General features: G+C 68.7%; 18 protein-coding genes and 1 other RNA gene. 9 read left to right on the plus strand and 10 right to left on the minus strand.

Annotated elements, in window-relative coordinates:
• The first annotated feature begins 44 nt into the window (after window positions 1-44).
• The 4 genes from FHS97_RS01970 to FHS97_RS01985 all read left to right on the plus strand — a co-directional run bounded on the left by FHS97_RS01970 (window position 45) and on the right by FHS97_RS01985 (window position 6,277).
• Window positions 45-1,106, plus strand: coding sequence for a DUF2332 domain-containing protein (locus FHS97_RS01970; RefSeq protein WP_184032755.1), 1,062 nt, complete (start codon window positions 45-47; stop codon window positions 1,104-1,106).
• Window positions 1,107-1,240: 134 nt separating this feature from the next.
• Window positions 1,241-2,119 carry a thiamine-phosphate kinase gene (gene thiL / locus FHS97_RS01975; RefSeq protein ID WP_184032756.1) on the plus strand — a complete coding sequence of 293 codons (879 nt, stop codon included), beginning with the start codon at window positions 1,241-1,243 and terminating at the stop codon, window positions 2,117-2,119.
• 78 nt (window positions 2,120-2,197) lie between these two features.
• Window positions 2,198-4,378 carry a sodium-translocating pyrophosphatase gene (locus tag FHS97_RS01980; protein WP_184032757.1) on the plus strand — a complete coding sequence of 727 codons (2,181 nt, stop codon included), beginning with the start codon at window positions 2,198-2,200 and terminating at the stop codon, window positions 4,376-4,378.
• 291 nt (window positions 4,379-4,669) lie between these two features.
• Window positions 4,670-6,277, plus strand: a complete 1,608-nt coding sequence (locus FHS97_RS01985; RefSeq protein WP_184032759.1) for a DNA methyltransferase — start codon at window positions 4,670-4,672, stop codon at window positions 6,275-6,277.
• Window positions 6,278-6,442: 165 nt separating this feature from the next.
• Here FHS97_RS01985 and FHS97_RS01990 read toward each other — a convergent pair whose 3' ends face one another.
• From FHS97_RS01990 to FHS97_RS02025, 8 genes are all read right to left on the minus strand, one after another.
• Entirely contained in the window at window positions 6,443-6,688 is a 246-nt protein-coding gene (locus tag FHS97_RS01990) for a hypothetical protein (RefSeq protein WP_184032760.1), read from the minus strand.
• An 89-nt stretch (window positions 6,689-6,777) separates the two neighbouring features.
• Window positions 6,778-7,101 carry a YbaB/EbfC family nucleoid-associated protein gene (locus FHS97_RS01995; protein ID WP_184032762.1) on the minus strand — a complete coding sequence of 108 codons (324 nt, stop codon included), beginning with the start codon at window positions 7,099-7,101 and terminating at the stop codon, window positions 6,778-6,780.
• 13 nt (window positions 7,102-7,114) lie between these two features.
• Window positions 7,115-8,752: a DNA polymerase III subunit gamma/tau gene (locus FHS97_RS02000; protein ID WP_184032764.1), complete on the minus strand. Its 1,638-nt coding sequence runs from the start codon at window positions 8,750-8,752 to the stop codon at window positions 7,115-7,117.
• A 545-nt stretch (window positions 8,753-9,297) separates the two neighbouring features.
• Window positions 9,298-9,395: signal recognition particle sRNA small type (ffs, locus tag FHS97_RS02005), an RNA gene on the minus strand.
• Window positions 9,396-9,444: 49 nt separating this feature from the next.
• Entirely contained in the window at window positions 9,445-9,774 is a 330-nt protein-coding gene (locus FHS97_RS02010; protein ID WP_184032766.1) for a hypothetical protein, read from the minus strand.
• A 70-nt stretch (window positions 9,775-9,844) separates the two neighbouring features.
• Entirely contained in the window at window positions 9,845-10,132 is a 288-nt protein-coding gene (locus tag FHS97_RS02015) for a 2Fe-2S iron-sulfur cluster-binding protein (protein WP_184032768.1), read from the minus strand.
• Window positions 10,129-11,208 carry a cysteine desulfurase family protein gene (locus FHS97_RS02020; RefSeq protein WP_184032770.1) on the minus strand — a complete coding sequence of 360 codons (1,080 nt, stop codon included), beginning with the start codon at window positions 11,206-11,208 and terminating at the stop codon, window positions 10,129-10,131. Before FHS97_RS02020 ends, FHS97_RS02015 begins: the two co-directional genes overlap by 4 nt.
• Window positions 11,205-12,257, minus strand: coding sequence for a cysteine desulfurase family protein (locus tag FHS97_RS02025; RefSeq protein ID WP_425506271.1), 1,053 nt, complete (start codon window positions 12,255-12,257; stop codon window positions 11,205-11,207). The genes FHS97_RS02020 and FHS97_RS02025 overlap by 4 nt, the downstream gene beginning before the upstream one ends.
• A gap of 84 nt (window positions 12,258-12,341) precedes the next feature.
• On the opposite strand from FHS97_RS02025, the gene FHS97_RS02030 reads away from it, so the two are divergent.
• Both FHS97_RS02030 and FHS97_RS02035 read left to right on the plus strand, forming a co-directional pair.
• Entirely contained in the window at window positions 12,342-12,998 is a 657-nt protein-coding gene (locus FHS97_RS02030) for an alpha/beta hydrolase (RefSeq protein ID WP_028965652.1), read from the plus strand.
• A 194-nt stretch (window positions 12,999-13,192) separates the two neighbouring features.
• The gene (locus FHS97_RS02035; RefSeq protein ID WP_246346367.1) at window positions 13,193-13,363 is read left to right on the plus strand and encodes a hypothetical protein; all 171 of its coding nucleotides are present in this window, start codon (window positions 13,193-13,195) and stop codon (window positions 13,361-13,363) included.
• Between the two features lie 325 nt (window positions 13,364-13,688).
• On the opposite strand, the gene FHS97_RS02040 is transcribed toward FHS97_RS02035, so the two are convergent.
• Together FHS97_RS02040 and FHS97_RS02045 are read right to left on the minus strand one after the other, a co-directional pair.
• The gene (locus tag FHS97_RS02040) at window positions 13,689-13,868 is read right to left on the minus strand and encodes a hypothetical protein (RefSeq protein ID WP_184032776.1); all 180 of its coding nucleotides are present in this window, start codon (window positions 13,866-13,868) and stop codon (window positions 13,689-13,691) included.
• Window positions 13,865-14,827, minus strand: coding sequence for a threonine ammonia-lyase (locus tag FHS97_RS02045; RefSeq protein ID WP_184033042.1), 963 nt, complete (start codon window positions 14,825-14,827; stop codon window positions 13,865-13,867). The genes FHS97_RS02040 and FHS97_RS02045 overlap by 4 nt, the downstream gene beginning before the upstream one ends.
• 149 nt (window positions 14,828-14,976) lie before the next feature.
• Here FHS97_RS02045 and FHS97_RS02050 point away from each other — a divergent pair, with 149 nt between their 5' ends.
• From FHS97_RS02050 to FHS97_RS02060, 3 genes are all read left to right on the plus strand, one after another.
• On the plus strand, window positions 14,977-16,209 hold the full coding sequence (locus FHS97_RS02050) for a type III PLP-dependent enzyme (RefSeq protein WP_184032778.1): 1,233 nt from the start codon (window positions 14,977-14,979) through the stop codon (window positions 16,207-16,209).
• 109 nt (window positions 16,210-16,318) lie between these two features.
• The gene (locus FHS97_RS02055; protein ID WP_184032779.1) at window positions 16,319-17,377 is read left to right on the plus strand and encodes a 1,9-bis(guanidino)-5-aza-nonane synthase; all 1,059 of its coding nucleotides are present in this window, start codon (window positions 16,319-16,321) and stop codon (window positions 17,375-17,377) included.
• Between the two features lie 62 nt (window positions 17,378-17,439).
• Window positions 17,440-17,865: an MAPEG family protein gene (locus FHS97_RS02060; RefSeq protein ID WP_184032780.1), complete on the plus strand. Its 426-nt coding sequence runs from the start codon at window positions 17,440-17,442 to the stop codon at window positions 17,863-17,865.
• Window positions 17,866-17,867 lie beyond the last annotated feature (2 nt).

The raw sequence follows: 17,867 nt of genomic DNA on the forward strand, positions 1-17,867 counted from the left end.
GCGCGGCTTTACGAAGGCACCGCCGCGGGCGCAATGAGGCGCGCATGGCAGACGAGTCGACCAATCGCGCCGCCTTCGAGGTACAGGCGCAATATTGCGACGCGATGGCCGCGCCGCAGACCGCCGCTTTGTGCCGCGCGCTCGCGCGGGTGCTGACCCGCGACACCGCGGTCGGCGCGCGGCTGCTCGACTGGCCGGGCGAGCCGGTCGCTGACGCGACCGTGCTGCGGATCGTCGGCGGCCTCCATGCGCTCGCCCGTCGGGGCGTCGCCGACCCCTTCGCCGCCGACGACGCGACGCTGGCGACGATTCTCGCTACGCACGATGCCGCGCTGCTGCCGTGGCTGGACGGCCCGCCGCAGACCAACGAGGCGCAGCGCTCGGCGGGGCTGATGACCGGCCTGCTCCACGTCGCCGCCGCGCTTGGCTCGCGTATCGAGGTGCTGGAAATCGGCTCCAGCGCGGGGCTCAATCTATTGATCGACCGGATGCGCTTCGATCTGGGCGGGGTGCGCGTGGGGCCGCCCGAGTCGCCGCTTGCGATCGTCCCCGACTGGCGCGGCCCGCCGCCGCCCGCCGCACCGATCGCGATCGGCCGCACCCGCGGCGTCGACATCGCCCCCGTCGACGTCCGCGACCCGGCGCAGGCCGAGCGCCTCGCCGGCTATGTCTGGGTCGACAACCACGAACGCCTCACCCGCCTCGCCACCGCGCTCGACATGGTCCGCGCGCGTCCGGTCGACCTGGTGCAGGGCGACGCCGCCGACTGGGTCGAGGCACGCCTCGCCGAGCCGCAGGAGGAAGGCGTCGCGCGCGTGCTGATGCATTCGGTGGTCTGGCAGTATCTTCCGGCGTCCTCGCGCGAGCGCATCCGCGCCGCGATGGCCGACGCCGGCGCGCGCGCCACCGCGGAGCGCCCGCTCGGCTGGGTGATGATGGAGCCCAACCGCGACCTCCACCGCCACGAGGTGCGCGTGCAATATTGGCCCTCCAAGCAGCCGATGCAGCTGGTCGCGCTCACCCATGCGCATGGCGCGTGGGTCGAGGGGCTACCCGCGCCCTACGAAACCCGCGACTATGTCATGCGCCGCGGCGCCTATGAGTGACGCCGTCCCGCCCGGACCGTCATTCCCGCGAAGGCGGGAATCCAGACGCGCAGGTCTTCGCAAGAATCTCAACCGTCAGAGGTTCTGGATCCCCGCCCCCGCGGGGATGACGGTCGTGGGCGCACGGTAATCGCATGACCGAAGCCGACTTCCTCGCCCGCCTCCGCACGCTCCCGCTCCATCCGGGCGCGCAGGGACTCACCGACGACACCGCGGCGCTCGCCGGCCTCACCATCACCACCGACACGCTCGTCGAGGGCATCCACTTCCTCTCCGCCGACCCGCCGCAGGACGTCGCGTGGAAGCTGGTCGCCACCAACCTCTCCGACCTCGCCGCCAAGGGCGCGATCGTCGAGGGCATCCTCCTCAACTACCCGCTCGGCGACGAAACATGGGATGCCGCCTTCCTCGACGGCCTCAGCGAAGTGTTGACCGAACTGGATTGTCCGCTCCTCGGCGGCGACACGGTGACGCTCCCGGCCAACGCTCCGCGCATCCTCACCGTCACCGCCTTCGGCCGCGACGCCCCCGCCCCGCCGCGCTCGGGCGCGAAGGCCGGCGACGCGCTCTACGTCACCGGCACGATCGGGGATGCCGGCGCCGGGCTCGCCATCGCCCGCGCCGGCACCGGCGACCCCGAACTGCTCGCTCGCTACCGTCGCCCGGTCCCGCGCCTCGCCGACGGCCGCGCGCTCGCGCCGCGAGTCAATGCGATGATGGACCTCTCCGACGGCCTCCTGATCGACGCGTCGCGCATGGCCGCCGCCAGCGCGCTCGCGGTCACGATCGACCTCGCCGCCGTACCACTCGCGCGCGGCGTCTCCGACCCGCTCGCCGCCGCCACCGCCGGCGACGATTACGAACTCCTGTTCGCCGCCCCCGCCGACCGCGCGCTGCCCGTCCCCGCCACCCGCGTCGGCACCTTCACCCCCGGCGCCGGCCTGACGCTGACGCAGGATAACCGATTGATCCCGCTCCCCGCGTCGCTCGGCTACCAGCACGGGTTGCGCTGACGCGGCCACCTGTTAGCCTCGCCTCCCGCGCGACGTACCGGCGACAGACCGGACGCGCCACAAGGAGGGATGAAGGGCATGACGATCGTCTATCTTGCCATCGTCTGCGGCCTGATCGCCGTACTCTATGGCTTCGTGACCAGTCGACAGGTGTTGTCCGCCTCGCCGGGCAACGAGCGGATGCAGGATATCGCCGCCGCCATCCAGGAGGGCGCGCGCGCCTATCTCGGGCGGCAATATACCACCATCGCGATCGTCGGCGTGGTCGTCGCGGCCGTGCTCTTCGCCACCCTTGGCACGCTATCGACGATCGGCTTCGTCATCGGCGCGCTGCTGTCGGGCCTCGCGGGGTTCGTCGGCATGAACATCTCGGTGCGCGCCAACGTCCGCACCGCCGAGGCGGCGCGCGGGTCGCTGCAGGGCGGGCTGACGATGGCGTTCCGCTCCGGCGCGGTCACGGGCATGCTCGTCGCGGGGCTCGGGCTGCTCGCGATCGCCTTGTTCTTCTGGTACCTGACCGGCCCCTCCGGCCTGCTCCCCAACGATCGCGCGATCGTCGAAGCGCTGACCGCGCTGGCGTTCGGCGCGTCGCTGATCTCGATCTTCGCGCGATTGGGCGGCGGGATCTTCACCAAGGCCGCCGACGTCGGTGCCGATCTGGTCGGCAAGGTCGAGGCCGGCATCCCCGAGGACGATCCCCGCAACCCGGCGGTGATCGCGGACAATGTCGGCGACAATGTCGGTGACTGCGCGGGCATGGCCGCCGATCTGTTCGAGACCTATGTCGTGACGCTCGGCGTGACGATGGTGTCGATCGCGCTGCTGATCCAGGCGAGCCCCGCCGAACTGATGCGCCTCATGAGCCTGCCGCTCGCGATCGGTGGCGTGTGCATCATCACCTCGATCATCGGCACCTATATGGTCCGGCTCGGGCGCGGCTCGATCATGGGCGCGCTCTACAAGGGCTTCTGGACGTCGGCCTTGCTGTCGGTACCCGCGATCTGGGCGATCACGCAATGGACGCTCGGCGACATGAATGCGGTGATCGGCGGCGCGGGCTTCCTCGACGCCGACCGTGACGCCGCCTTCGACGCGATCACCACCGGCAGCGCGGACGCGGCAATTGCCGGCGTCCCCGCCGCCACGGCGTTCACCGGCACCGACCTGTTCTGGTGCATGATGATCGGCCTCGCCGTCACCGGGCTGATCGTCTGGATCACCGAATATTACACCGGCACCAACTATCGCCCGGTCAAGTCGATCGCCAAGGCCAGCGAGACCGGCCACGGCACCAACGTCATCCAGGGCCTCGCGATCAGCCTCGAGGCGACCGCCTTGCCGACCTTGGTGATCGTGATCGCGGTGATCGCCGCCTACAAGCTCGCCGGGATCATCGGCATCGCCTTTGCCGCCACCGCGATGCTCGCGCTCGCGGGCATGGTGGTCGCGCTCGATGCCTACGGGCCGGTCACCGACAATGCCGGCGGCATCGCCGAAATGGCCGGTCTGGAGGACGAAGTCCGCGAACGCACCGACGCGCTCGACGCGGTCGGCAACACGACGAAGGCCGTGACCAAGGGCTATGCGATCGGCTCGGCGGGGCTGGCGGCGCTCGTGCTGTTCGGCGCCTATACCACTGACCTACGCACCTACTTCCCCGACCTCACCGTCGATTTCTCGCTGAGCAATCCCTACGTGATTGTCGGGCTGCTGCTCGGTGCGCTGCTCCCCTATCTGTTCGGCGCGTTCGGGATGACCGCGGTCGGCCGCGCGGCCGGCGCGGTCGTCGAGGAAGTCCGCGAGCAGTTCCGCGACAACCCCGGCATCATGCAGGGCACCAGCCGCCCGAACTACGGCCGCACCGTCGACCTCGTCACCCGCGCCGCGATCCGCGAGATGATCGTGCCGTCGCTGCTTCCGGTGCTGTCACCGATCGCGCTCTACTTCATCGTCCGCGCGGTCGACGGACAGGCGAGCGGCTTTGCGGCGCTCGGCGCGATGCTCCTCGGCGTGATCGTCTCGGGACTGTTCGTCGCGCTGTCGATGACCAGCGGCGGCGGCGCGTGGGACAATGCCAAGAAATATATCGAGGACGGCAACCACGGCGGCAAGGGCTCGGAGGCGCACAAGGCCGCGGTGACCGGCGACACGGTCGGCGATCCGTACAAGGACACCGCCGGCCCGGCGGTCAACCCGATGATCAAGATCACCAACATCGTCGCGCTACTGCTGCTGGCGGCACTGGCCGGCCACGGCTGACCTGAAAGCCCCTCCCCTTTAGGAGTCGCAGGTCGGTCATGCTACCATCATGACCTAAACGATGCGGGGCATCGTTTACCTGCGGCTGGGTTGGGGTGGGGCCTGTCCACGAGCGTCAGACTCGCGGAACTGCCCACCCCCAGCCCCTCCCCCGAAAGGGAGGAGTGAACACAGCTCGCGCAACTGCCTCCATTCCGGTGCCATCCCCACCGAGCAGGCAAGCCCCAACCCGCTCCACACCGACCCCACCTCACCGCGACAACCCCGCCGCACCCCGCTCCAGTCGCGCCTATGTCCAGCGCGAACCGACCCACCAACCACCTCTATTACGGCGACAACCTCGACGTGCTCCGCCGCGAGATCGGCGATGCCTCGATCGACCTGATCTACCTCGACCCACCCTTCAACTCGAACGCCAGTTACAACATCCTCTTCCGCTCGCCGACCGGCGACGGCGCCGACGCGCAGATCGAGGCCTTCGAGGACACGTGGCGCTGGAACGACCGCGCCGAGGACGCCTTCGACCAGGTCGCGCGCAGCGGCCACACCAAGGCGTTTGACCTGCTCAACGCGATGCGCGCCTTCCTCGGCGAGAACGACATGATGGCCTATCTGGCGATGATGGCGGTGCGCGTGATCGAGCTACACCGCGTGCTGAAGCCCAGCGGCAGCCTCTATCTCCACTGCGATTCCACCGCGAGCCATTACCTCAAGCTGCTGCTCGACGGCGTGTTCGGCGCCGAACGCTACCGCAACGAGATCATCTGGAAGCGCACCACCGCGCACGCCGATGGCGGCCGCTGGGGGCGCAACCTCGACACGCTGCTGTTCTACACGCGCGGCGCGGAATATGTCTGGGACCCGCCTTACACCACCTATGACGCAGAGTACGAAGCGCGCTTCCGCCAGCGCGACCCCGATCGCCGCCGCTGGATGGACGACAATCTCACCGCCAAGGGGCTGTCGGGCGGCGGCTATACCTATGAATACAAAGGCGTGACCTCGCTGTGGCGAATGCCCGAGGAGACGATGCGCCGCCTCGACGCAGAAGGCCGGCTGCACTTCACGCGCAGCGGCGGCATCCGCCTCAAACGCTATCTCGACGAGGCCAAGGGAATGCCGGTGCAGGCGTTATGGGCCGACATCCCCGCGCTCAACTCGCAGGCGCAGGAACGGCTCGGCTATCCGACGCAAAAGCCGCTCGCGCTGCTCGAACGGATCATCGCCGCCTCCTCGAACGAAGACGATGTCGTGCTCGACCCGTTCTGCGGCTGCGGCACCGCGGTCCACGCCGCGCAGAAGCTCGATCGCCAGTGGATCGGCATCGACGTCACCCATCTGGCGATCTCGTTGATCGAGAGGCGGATGCAGGCCGCCTTCCCCGGCGTCGCCTTCACCGTCGAGGGCACGCCGCGCGACCTCGCCTCTGCCGAGGATCTCGCGCGCCGCGACAAATACCAGTTCCAATGGTGGGCGGTGTCGATGGTCGACGCCATGCCCTATGCCGGCCGGAAGAAGGGCGCGGATGGCGGGATCGACGGCATCATCTATTTCAAGCCCGACGGCCGCCACACCGAACGCGCATTGGTGTCGGTGAAGGGCGGCGATCATGTCGGGGTGACGATGATCCGCGACCTCCATTCCGCGATGATCCGCGAGAAAGCCGCCGCCGCGGTCTTCGTCACCAAGGTCGCGCCGTCGCGCCCGATGGAGAAGGAAGCCGCTGCCGCCGGCCGCTTCGCGTCGGAGGTGACGGGCAAAAGCTATCCGCGACTCCAGATCATCACGCTGGCCGAATTGTTCAAAGGCCACCGCCCCGACCTGCCCTATGTCGACGCCACCGCGGCGTTCCGACAGGCCCCGCGCGAGAGCAATAGTCGGCAGGGGTCGCTGTTGTAAGGTGATCCGTCATTGCGACCCCGGCGCAGGCCGGGGGAAGCAATCCAGGGCCGAACCAGGACGCCCTGGATTGCTTCGCTACGCTCGCAATGACGACCGCTTCATTCGACCAGACGTTATCATGATCTAGCAACGGGCCCCATAATCAAGTCCGAGCTGACGAACTCACTTCCCGTCGGTCGCCCCGTCGATTGCCGACCCGGCCTTGTCCGCGGTGCTCTCGACGCTCTTCGCCGCCGAGGTGATCGCGTTGTTCTTCGCGGTTTCGCTGTCGCCACGCGCAATCATGAAATAGGCCGCCACCACGACGACGATCAGCACCGCCAGCCCGATCAGCAACCCGCCGCCGCCGCCGCTGCGGCGCTCGATGATCGTGGTATGCGGGGTCTGCGTCACGCGATCGTCACTCATGGCTCTCTCCCTTCGACTGGTGGAGCCATGAATGCGACCGGATCGGCAATGTTCCGCTACCGCAAGGACTTCGACCGTCCCGATCCGGATCAGAACGGCAGCTTGAACCCCGGCGGCAGCGGCAGGCCGCTGGTCATCTTCGACATCTCGGTCGACGACGCCGCATCCGCCTTGGCGCGCGCATCGTTCAGCGCCGCCGCGATCAGGTCTTCGAGCATCTGCTTCTCGGACGGCACGATCAGCGAATCATCGAGCGCGACCGCAATGATCCGCCCCTTGGCCGAGGCCTTGACCTTCACCAGCCCGCCGCCCGCGACGCCCTCGACCTCGATCGTGTCGAGGCTGTCCTGCGCCTTTTGCAGTTCGTTCTGGACGTTCTGGGCCATCGCCAGAATGTCGTTGAGATCCTTCATGTGATACTCCCCATCATGTAATACTGCGCTGCGCAGGTTTCGGATCGATCAGTTCGGCGCCCGGAAAGGCATCGAAGGCCGCGGCGACGATCGGGTGCGCGCGCGCCGCATCATGCCGCGCCTGCACCACGTCCTGCTCGGCCTCGAACATCGTCGGCGCGCCGGGCAGGTCCGCCATCGCCAGCTTCCACGGCGTGCCCGTCGCCTCGCGCAACACCGCCGCCAGCTCGGTGAGCGTATCGGTCGACAGCGGCCGCGTGCCGCTGAACACGATCTCGGGCGGCGCATAGCGCACGAGGCTCGCGCCGCGCCGCAACCGCACCAGCAGGTCGAGCTTGCCGCGCTCGTCGAGCAGCGACAACACGCCCGCGAATTCCTTGGGCGCACGGTTCTCCGGGGCCGGCGGCGCGGCGGGCGGGGCCGGCGCGCTCGGCGCCGCGACCGGCACATCCCCCGCCGCCAGCCGCCGCGCCAGCTCGCCCGGATCGGGCAGCGTCGAGGCATGGATCGCGCGCAGGATCGCCATCTCGGCGGTCTCGATCGGCAGCGCCGCGCGGCCGACCTCCTCATGCCCCTTCAGGAACAATTGCCACAGCCGGTGCAGCGCCGGGAACGACAGCTTGCCCGCCCACTCCCGGTACGCCGCACGCTCCTCGGCGGGCTGCGCGGCGTCGTCGGGCGCGCCGACCTTGACCTGCGTCACGCCATGCACCGCCTCCAGCAGCGCGCGCATCACGCCGAGCGGATCGACCCCCAGTTCATATTGCCGCCTGAGCGCCGCCAGCGCGCCGGGCGCGTCCGCGGCGAGCACCAGCGCCAGCAGGTCGCGCACCGCATTGCGGTCCGACAGCCCGAGCATCTCGCGCACCGCGTCGGCGCGCACCCCACCGCCTTCGAGATCGGCGTGGGCGATCGCCTGATCGAGGATCGACAGCCCGTCGCGCGCCGACCCTTCCGCCGCCCGCGCGATCAATGCCAGCGCCTCGGGGTCGGCCTGCGCGCCCTCCGCCTCGACCACGCGCCCGAAATGCTCGGCGAGCAATTGCGCGGGGATCCGCCGCAGGTCGAACCGCTGGCAGCGCGACAGCACCGTCACCGGCACCTTGTTCACCTCGGTGGTCGCGAACAGGAATTTCACATGCGCCGGCGGTTCTTCCAGCGTCTTGAGCAGCCCGTTGAACGCCGCCTTCGACAGCATGTGGACTTCGTCGATGATATAGATCTTGTAGCGCGCCGATACCGCGGCGTAGCGCGACGCCTCGATGATCTCGCGCACGTCGTCGATGCCGGTGTGGCTGGCGGCGTCCATCTCGATCACGTCGATATGCCGCCCTTCGGCGATCGCGCGACACGGCTCGCACACCCCGCACGGATCGATCGTCGGCCCGCCCTGCCCGTCCACGCCGATACAGTTGAGCGCCTTGGCGATCAGCCGCGCGGTCGAGGTCTTGCCGACGCCACGCACGCCCGTCAGCAGAAAGGCATGCGCGATCCGGTCGCGCTTGATCGCATTGCCGAGCGTCTGGACCATCGCGTCCTGCCCGATCAGCGCGGCGAACGTCTGCGGCCGGTATTTGCGCGCCAGCACGCGATAGGGCTGCGCGCTTGCCGCGGGCGGCGGCGGCGTGCCGAGGTCGAGAGAGTCGGACATTACCGGCGGATATAGGAGCGCGCGGACGGCTTGTCGAAGGCTTCTCCGGCGGCGGAGGAACGTGGCCGACACCCAAACCAAGGCCGTCGCCCCGGACTTGAGCCGAAGCCCGCTTATTCTCGACGGAGGTAAAGAGCGCGATCCCGGATCAAGTCCGGGATGACGAGGAAAGACCGTCGCCCCTGCGAAGGCGGGGTCCCATGGCTGTGCCGTCCCGCGATCCGCTCGCCGAACCCGCAATCGTCGATGTGTCAGAAGAGAACCGCCGCAGCAAAAGTCGCGTCGTCGCCCGGCGCTGCGCCCCGCCGGCCACGCTTGCGCGTCTGCCGGCCAGCAGCGCCGCCTGCGCGCTGCGCACCGTCGCCCTGCGCAGGCAAGGGCCCATGTCTATAAAGTCCCGCGATCCGCTCGCGGCAGGATCAAACGCCGATGTGTCAGAAAAACAAAACCGCCGCGGCAAAGCCGCGTCGTCGGTCGGGTTCGGCGGCGCCGACCCGCCGGCCGCGCTTGCGCGTCTCATGGCCAGCATGGCCATGTGCGCGCTGCGCGGTGGGAGCCGGAACGACCCGCGGCGAAATCGTTGTGGCTGCTTCCGTCAGGACCTGACCAAGTTGGCGACGACCACGTCCGCCCGACTCCCGCGCGCCCTATGGCGGAGCCGGGCGGCCCGATCAAGTCAAAGCGTCACATCGTTAGCGACGCACGCGGAAACAGCGGCGCTGCGGACCGTAATAGCCGTCTACCCAGCGGCATACGGTCTGCGTGCGCGGCCCGCGATAGCCGTTCCACGCGTAGCGATCCCCGCGCCAGCCACGATCGCTCCGCCAGCCGCGATCCCCGCGATACCCGCGATCACCACGCCAGCCGCGCCGATCTTCGTACCCACGCCGGTCGTCGCGCCGGTCGTCCCAGCCGCGGCGATCGTCCCAGCCATGCCGCGGTCCCGGCTGTGCGGAGGCCGCGGTCGGCACCAATGTCATCGCCGCCATCAGGCCCGCGAAGCTCAAGGTCATCAGTTTCATACGCTCTACTCCCGAAATCCCCTGCCCTGTTTGGCAAGATGCGCCGGGAGCGCTGCACCGACCCTGAACCCTATGGTAAGCTGACAGAAAGCTTGTCGAATTCCGGCGTCAGCACGATCTGGCACGCCAGCCGGCTGGTCCGCCGCGCATCGGCCACGAGGTCGAGCATGTCCTCCTCCTCCTCGCGCGCCGCCGGCAGCTTGGCGAACCAGTCGGCATCGACGATCACATGGCAGGTCGCGCACGCCAGATCGCCGTTGCACGTCCCCTCCAGCGGCAGCCCGTTGCGCCGCGCCACGTCGAGCAACCGCTCGCCCGCGCGCGCCGCCAGTTCGTCGCCGTCGAAGATCACCTTCATGCCGCCACCTTCTGCGCGTCCGCCGCCGCCGCCAGTCGGTCGAGCGCCGCCACCAGCTCATCCTCCGTCGTATAGCGACCGAAGCCGACGCGGATCGTCGCGCGCGCCTGCGCGTCGCTCAGCCCGATCGCGCGCAGCACATGGCTGGTCCGCCCCGACCCGCTCGCGCACGCCGACCCGGCCGAGAACGCCACGTCGCGCACGTCGCTCATCAACCGCGCCACATCCAGCCCGTCGCGCCGCACGCTCAGATTGCCCGGCCAGCGCTGCTCGTCGGGGCCATTAAGCGTCCACCCGCTCAGCCGCGCCCGCGCCAGATCGAACAGCCGTGCCGCCTGCGCCGCATCCTCTGCCATCCGAGTCTTTGCCAACGCCGCCGCCGCCCCGAAGCCCGCACACAAAGCAGGGCTCAGCGTGCCCGAACGCCCGCCCTCCTGATCCCCGCCATGCAGCAACGGCGTCAACGAAACGCCATCGCGCACCCACAAGGCGCCGATTCCCTTAGGCCCGTAGATCTTGTGCGCGGAGATCGCGATCATGTCGCAAACCTCCGGAATCGCGATCCGTCCATAGCCCTGCACCGCATCGCACAGCAGCAGCGCGCCAAGCGGCTTCACCGCCGCTCCAATCTCGGCGACCGGCTGGATCGTCCCGATCTCGTTGTTGACCAGCATCACCGCGACCAGCCCCGCGCCCGTCTCCTGCACCGCCGTCGCGACCGCATCCGGCGCGACCCGCCCGCCGCGATCAACCGGCAGCACCACATTCGCGCGCCCGCTCGCCGCCACGGTATCGAGCACCGCGGCATGTTCGGTCGCCTGCGTCACGGTCGCGCCGCCGACGCCCTTGATCGCCCAGTTGAGCGCCTCGGTCGCCCCGCTCGTGAACATTACGCGCCCGCCGGCAGGCAGCAGCGCCGCGACCTGCGCGCGCGCCACCTCCACCGCCGCCTTCGCCGCTCGCCCGGCACGATGCGGGGAATGCGGGTTGGCGTGCTGGTCGCGCAGCCACGGCAGCATCGCATCGAACGCCTCGGGCGCGAGCGGCGTGGTCGCCTGATAATCGAGATAGGTCATGCCGCGAACCGCCCGGTCGCGCGCGCCACCCCGCGCCATGCCGCAATGAAGCGCTCGACATCGGCATCGGTCGTGGTGCGCCCGAAGCTCACCCGCACCACCTCGCGCGTCGCCTCCTCGCTCCACCCCATCGCGCGCAGCACATGGCTGGGCTTGAGGCTCCCGCTCGCGCACGCGCTCCCCGCCGACACGGCGATCCCCTGCAGATCGAAGCGGATCAGCTGCGCCGCCGACGCGACCCCCGGCATCCGGTACGCGCCGATCGCCGGGTGCCGCACGGCATCCTCCGCGACGACGATGCCCCCCGAGCGCCGGATCGCATCATCCAGCCGCGTACGCCGTTCGCCGTGATCCGGCTCCGCCTCCTCCAGCGCCGCGGCATGGCCGAGCACGCCCGGCAAATTCTCGGTCCCGGGCCGATAGCCACGCTCCTGCCCGCCGCTCGGGTGCAAGGTCGCGACGTCGCGCACCAGCAGCGCGCCCGTTCCCGGCGGGCCACCACGCTTGTGCGCCGACACCGCGACGAAATCCGCCACCGCCGCCAGCTCATCCGACGCCGGCATCTGCGCGGCATCGACCAGCAACAGTCCGCCGCCTTCCCGCACGGCTGCCGCGATGTCGGCGATCGGCTGCCGCACGCCGGTCTCGCTATTGCACCATTGCACCGCGACCAGCGCGCCCGCCACGTCGCCGAGCGCCCCCGCATCGACCCGCCCCAGCGCGTCGACCGACAGCACCTCGGCGCGTCCGCCCGCGCGCAACACCGCGTCATGCTCGACCGCCGAGACGATCCGCCGCGCCAGCACGCACCGTCCCAGCGCGATCGCGAGCGACTCGCTTGCCCCGCTCGTCAGCAACACCTCGCCCGTCCAGCCATAAGCCGCGCCGATCCGCCCGCGCGCCGCCTCCAGCGCCGCGCGCGCCGCGCGTCCGGCGGCGTGCGGCGAGGACGGATTGGCCCACATCGCCATCCCGTCCCGCACCGCCTGCACGGCCGCGGGGGTGATCGGAGTCGTCGCGGCGTGGTCGAGGTACAGCGGCTCGGTCAAGACACATTCCATTTTCGGCGTTCGGGCCTATATAGCGCGCTTCCCGCCGGCCCCAACGGCTGCCTGCCCAAGCACAAGGTCATCATGCCAGAAGTCATCTTTCCCGGACCCGAAGGCCGCATCGAGGGGCGCTTCGCCCCCGCCCCGCGCCCGCGCGCGCCCGTCGCGATGATCCTCCACCCGCACCCGAACGCGGGCGGCACGATGAACAACAAGATCGTGCAGGAATTGTACAAGACCTTCCAGCGCCGCGGTTTCGCAACCTTGCGCTTCAACTTCCGCGGCGTCGGCAAGAGCCAGGGAACGTTCGACAACGGCATCGGCGAACTGTCCGACGCCGCCTCCGCGCTCGACTGGGTGCAGAGCTTCCATCAGGAGGCGCAGACCACCTGGGTCGCGGGCTTCGGCTTCGGCGCGTGGATCGCGATGCAGCTGCTGATGCGCCGCCCGGAGATCCGCGGCTTCATCTCGATCGCGCCGCCCGCCAACCTGTTCGACTTCTCGTTTCTCGCACCATGCCCGTCGTCGGGGATCATCATCCAGGGCGCCGAGGACGAGGTCGCCACCCCGCTCGCCTCGCAGAAGCTGGTCGACAAGCTGCGCACGCAGAAGCACATCACGATCCACCACGACGTGATTCCGCGCGCCAACCATTTCTTCGAGCATGAGATGGACGACCTGATGAAGTCGGTCGACAATTACCTCGACATGCGGCTGGACCCGAACTCGCCGATCAAGTGAGGCTGGCGCGAGCGGATCAGCCCCGCTGATCCGCGCCCCGCGCGCCAGCCCGGCCGGCGGCGCCCCGCGCCGACCGACGACGCGGGCTTTGCCCGCGTCTGCCCCCCGCGATATAAAGCCGGCGGAGGTTCGCGATGCCGTCACGCCCGCAAAAGCCATGGTTCGCCCTGAAGCGTTACGGTTATGGCGCGGGAATGCCAATCACATGGCAGGGCTGGGCATTATTGGCGCTCTTCTTCGCGATCGTGACGCTCGCGAACATCTTCCTCGACCAAGGCGCACGAACCGCCGCGATCCTTACTGCCGCGGTGCTGCTGGCGGTCGTCGCCGCCTTCAAGACCAATGGCGGCTGGCGTTGGCGGTGAGGCGAGTGCGAATGACGCCGCGGGGCTGAAAGCGACGCCAGTACGTCACCTCTTTCGTCGCCCCGGACGTGATCCGAGGCCCCGCTTCAACCCACGCGGGACAGAAGAAGCTGGATCCCGGGTCAGGCCCGGGATGACGGACACAGGGGGATCACTCCCTCGCCACGCAACCGGCCTGTCCTACACGCCTCGACAAGGCATATGCGTTCGCGTCATGCCTGCCGCGCGCCCTTGCCACCGCCACCGCCACCGCCTCGACGTTCTTAAGAGCGCCGCCCGCGCGGACCCCGCCAGCGTCTCAGCATTCGCAACATTCGCGCGGGCATCACATCGTCCAGATCAGCACATTCCCCACCAGCACGGCGGCCATCACCAGCATCAGCACGCCCTTCAACCACTGCCGCCGCTTCACCAGCAGATACCCGCCGCCGATCGCACACGCGAACGCCGCGAGCATCGCCACCGCCGGCGCGACCGCCGCAATCCCTGTCAGCGCGCCGTTCACGCCCCTTCCCCCGCCAGCACCCGCGCATAGTCCGCCATGTCGACGTTCCCACCCGACAGGATCACCAGCATCCCCGGCTCGACCGCGACCCGCCCGGCCAGCACCGCCGCGAGCGCCACCGCCCCGCCCGGTTCGACCACCAGCCGCAGCTGCGCCGCCGCCCAGCGCTGTGCCGCGCGCACCTCCGCTTCGCTGACCGCCACCCCGGTCGCGTCGCGCCGCGCCAGCACATCGAACGTGAGCGGCGACACACGCATCGCCTGCAACGCATCGCACGCGGTCGGCGGCGGCGCGTCGCCGACCGGCTCGATCCAGCTCGCCTCCAGACTGCGGCGCATGTCGTCCCAGCCCTCCGGCTCGACCACCGTCACCCGCGCCTCGGGCAAGGCCAGCGCGAGTCCCGCCGCCAGCCCGCCCCCGCCGCATGGCACCACCACATGGCGCGGCGCGCCGAGCCCCGCCGCCGCCATTTGCGCCGCCGCCTCGACTCCCGCGCTGCCCTGCCCCTCGATTACCCACGGATCGTCGAAGCTCGGCACCAACGTCGCGCCGCGCGCCTCCGCCAGCCGCGCCGCGATCGTCTCGCGCGACTCCGTGGCACGGTCATACGGCACCAGCTCCGCGCCGAGTGCCAGCGTCGACTCACGCTTCGCGGCAGGGGCGTCGGCGGGCATCACCACCGTTGCCGAAATACCCAGTCGCTTCGCCGCCCAGGCGATTCCCTGCGCATGATTGCCCGACGAGAACGCCACGACGCCGCGCTGCCTCGCCTCGTCGCTCAACGCGGTCAGCCGGTGCCAGGCGCCGCGGACCTTGAACGCGCCGATCGGCTGGAGACATTCCGCTTTGAAAACGATCTCCACACCGTTGATTTCACGATGATATATCGGCGTCGGCGGGAGCACGGCAGCCACCTTGGCGGCAGCGTCGCGCACCCCGGCGCGGGTCGGGTGTCGCATAATCGTCACGATTGAACCTTTCGTCGCAATGGACACTTTACATCCACGTCCAGCGATCATATTTCGCGCCTCCGCTGCCCCATGGGACTTCCAACCGCAAGGCAGCTTTTTGTCACCGTATGCCGCAAGGCAATTGGAGGTCCCTTGAGTTGCACCAGCATCATCGCGCGCTGGGGTTAGCGCCCCTCTCGACCGTTCCCGCCGATTCCGTCGCCGGGGCCATCGACATCGCCATTCGTCAGCCGGTTCAGCCGGTGACGATCGTTCGTCCGCACGCCGCGGCACGGGCCGCCCGCTTCTTTACGGAGAAGTTTCCGGGCCGGACCATGTATGCGGTCAAGGCGAACCCGAGCCCGGAGCTGCTACGCACGCTCTATGACAATGGTGTGACGACCTACGACGTCGCCTCGATCGCCGAGGTCCGTCTGGTCGCCCGCACCTTGCCGGACGCGACCCTGTGCTTCATGCACCCGGTCAAGGCCGAGGAAGCGATTGCCGAGGCGTATTTCACGCACGGTGTCCGCACCTTTTCGCTCGACAGCATGGAAGAGCTGGCGAAGATCGTGCGTGCCACCCGCGGCGCTGCCGACCTCACGCTCTGCGTGCGGCTGCGCGTCTCGTCGGAGCATTCGAAGCTCAGCCTCGGCGCCAAATTCGGGGTCGCTCCCGACGAAGCGCAGGAGCTGCTGTTCGCGACGCGTCAGGTCGCCGATGCGCTCGGCATCTGCTTCCACGTCGGTTCGCAGGCGATGACTCCGGATGCCTATGCACAGGCGATGGAGCGCGTGCGCCAGGCGATCGTCGCCGCGGCGGTGACGGTCGACGTCATCGACGTCGGCGGTGGCTTCCCTTCGGCCTATCCGGGCATGACCCCGCCGCCGCTGGAGCGTTACTTCGAGACGATCCACCGCGCATTCGAGAGCCTGCCGATCAGCTATTCGGCCGAACTCTGGGCGGAGCCGGGCCGCGCGCTCAGCGCCGAGTACAGTTCGGTCGTGGTGCGCGTCGAGCGTCGCCGCGGCGAGGAATTGTACATCAACGACGGTGCCTATGGCGCGCTGTTCGACGCGGCGCACATCGGCTGGCGCTACCCGGTCGCGCTGCTGCGCGAGCCGGAGTCGACCGTCCGCGATCATGCGTTCAGCCTGTGGGGTCCGACCTGCGACGACATGGACTATATGCCCGGTCCGTTCCCGCTCCCCGCGGACGTGACCGTCGGCGACTATGTCGAGATCGGGATGCTCGGCGCCTATGGCGCGGCGATGCGCACCGCGTTCAACGGCTTCACCTCGGACGAGACGGTGGTCGCCACCGACGAGCCGATGGAGTCGCTCTACATCGAATTGCCGCGACAGGTTACCGGCAACGTCGTGAAGCTGTAACCTTCCGACTTCAGTGATCCGGTGACGGCGTGCGGACATTCCGCACGCCGTCATCGTTCGGGTCTTCGCGTCCCCATTGAACGACGTGCATTTCCCTGTGGGAGCCCCCATGACCGACACCAAGATCAACGACATTCGCAAGGCCGAGCTGCTGTCGAAGCAGGTCAAGCACATCGACATCAAGAGCTTCGACGCGCGCCCGATCGTCGACGCGATGAGCGACATGAGCTTCACCAGCCGCGACCTCGGCCGCGCGACGAAGATCTACAACCAGATGCTGGGCGACAAGGACTGCACCGTCGTCCTCGTCATCGCCGGGTCGACCTCGGCCGGCGGCTGCATGGACCTCTATGCCGAACTGGTGCGCAACAACATGGTCGACGTGATCGTCGCCACTGGCGCGACGATCGTCGACATGGATTTCTTCGAGGGCCTTGGCCACAAACATTATCAGGCGCTCGAAGTGCCCGACGACGACACGCTGCGCTCGCTCTACATCGACCGCATCTACGACACGTATATCGACGAGGAGCAGCTTCAGGACTGCGACCACACGATTTACGAGATCTGCAATCAGGTCGAACCGAAGGCCTATTCGTCGCGCGCCTTTATCCGCGAGATGGGCAAGTATCTCGTCGAGCACGGCAAGAAGGAGAACAGCCTCGTCAAGCTCGCCTATGAGCATGACGTGCCGATCTTCTGCCCGGCGTTCGTCGACAGCTCGGCGGGCTTCGGTCTCGTCAAACATCAGGTCGATCGTGCCAACGAAGGCAAGCCGTATCTGATGATCGACGCGGTCGCGGACTTCCGCGAGCTGACCGACATCAAGATCAAGGCGGGCACCACCGGCCTGCTGATGATCGGCGGCGGCGTGCCGAAGAACTTCATCCAGGACACCGTCGTCTGCGCCGAGATCCTCGGCCACGAGGATGTCGAGGTGCATAAATACGCGGTGCAGATCACCGTCGCCGACGTCCGCGACGGCGCGTGCTCGTCGTCGACGCTGCAGGAAGCGGCGAGCTGGGGCAAGGTCAACACCGGCATCGAGCAGATGGTGTTCGCCGAGGCCGGCTCGGTGATGCCGCTGCTCGCCTCGGACGCCTATCACCGCGGCCTGTGGAAGGACCGCCCGACCCGCAAGTGGGCGACGCTGTTCGACACGAAGTAACGTTGCGCCGGCAGGCGCGCTGATGCAGCCTTCCCCGGGAACCAACCGGGGAAGGCTTTTTCATGCACAGCGACTTCCTGAGCCCGATGGTGGCGCTGATCGCCTGGACGCTGGTGATGCTCGGCTGGATGATCGCGACGCGGATGCCGGCCATGGCGGCGGCGGGCATCGATCTGCGGAAGCTGGTCGGGACCAAGGGCGCGGACGCCGATCGCGCACTGCCCGCCGCGGCGCAGTGGAAGGCGCATAACTACAACCATCTATTGGAGCAGCCGACGCTCTTCTACGCCGTCTCCGCCGTAATCGCGATCAGCGGCACCGGCAACGGGATCAATGCGTGGCTCGCCTGGGGCTATGTGGCGGTCCGCATGGTGCACAGCCTGGTGCAGGCGACCGTCAACCGCGTCGCTCCGCGCTTCGCCTTGTTCCTGTTGTCGAGCCTGCTGCTCGCCGCGCTGACGCTCAACGCGGCGATCGCGGTGTTCTGACC

The sequence above is a fragment of the Sphingomonas endophytica genome (assembly GCF_014199415.1).
Lineage (GTDB): Bacteria > Pseudomonadota > Alphaproteobacteria > Sphingomonadales > Sphingomonadaceae > Sphingomonas > Sphingomonas endophytica.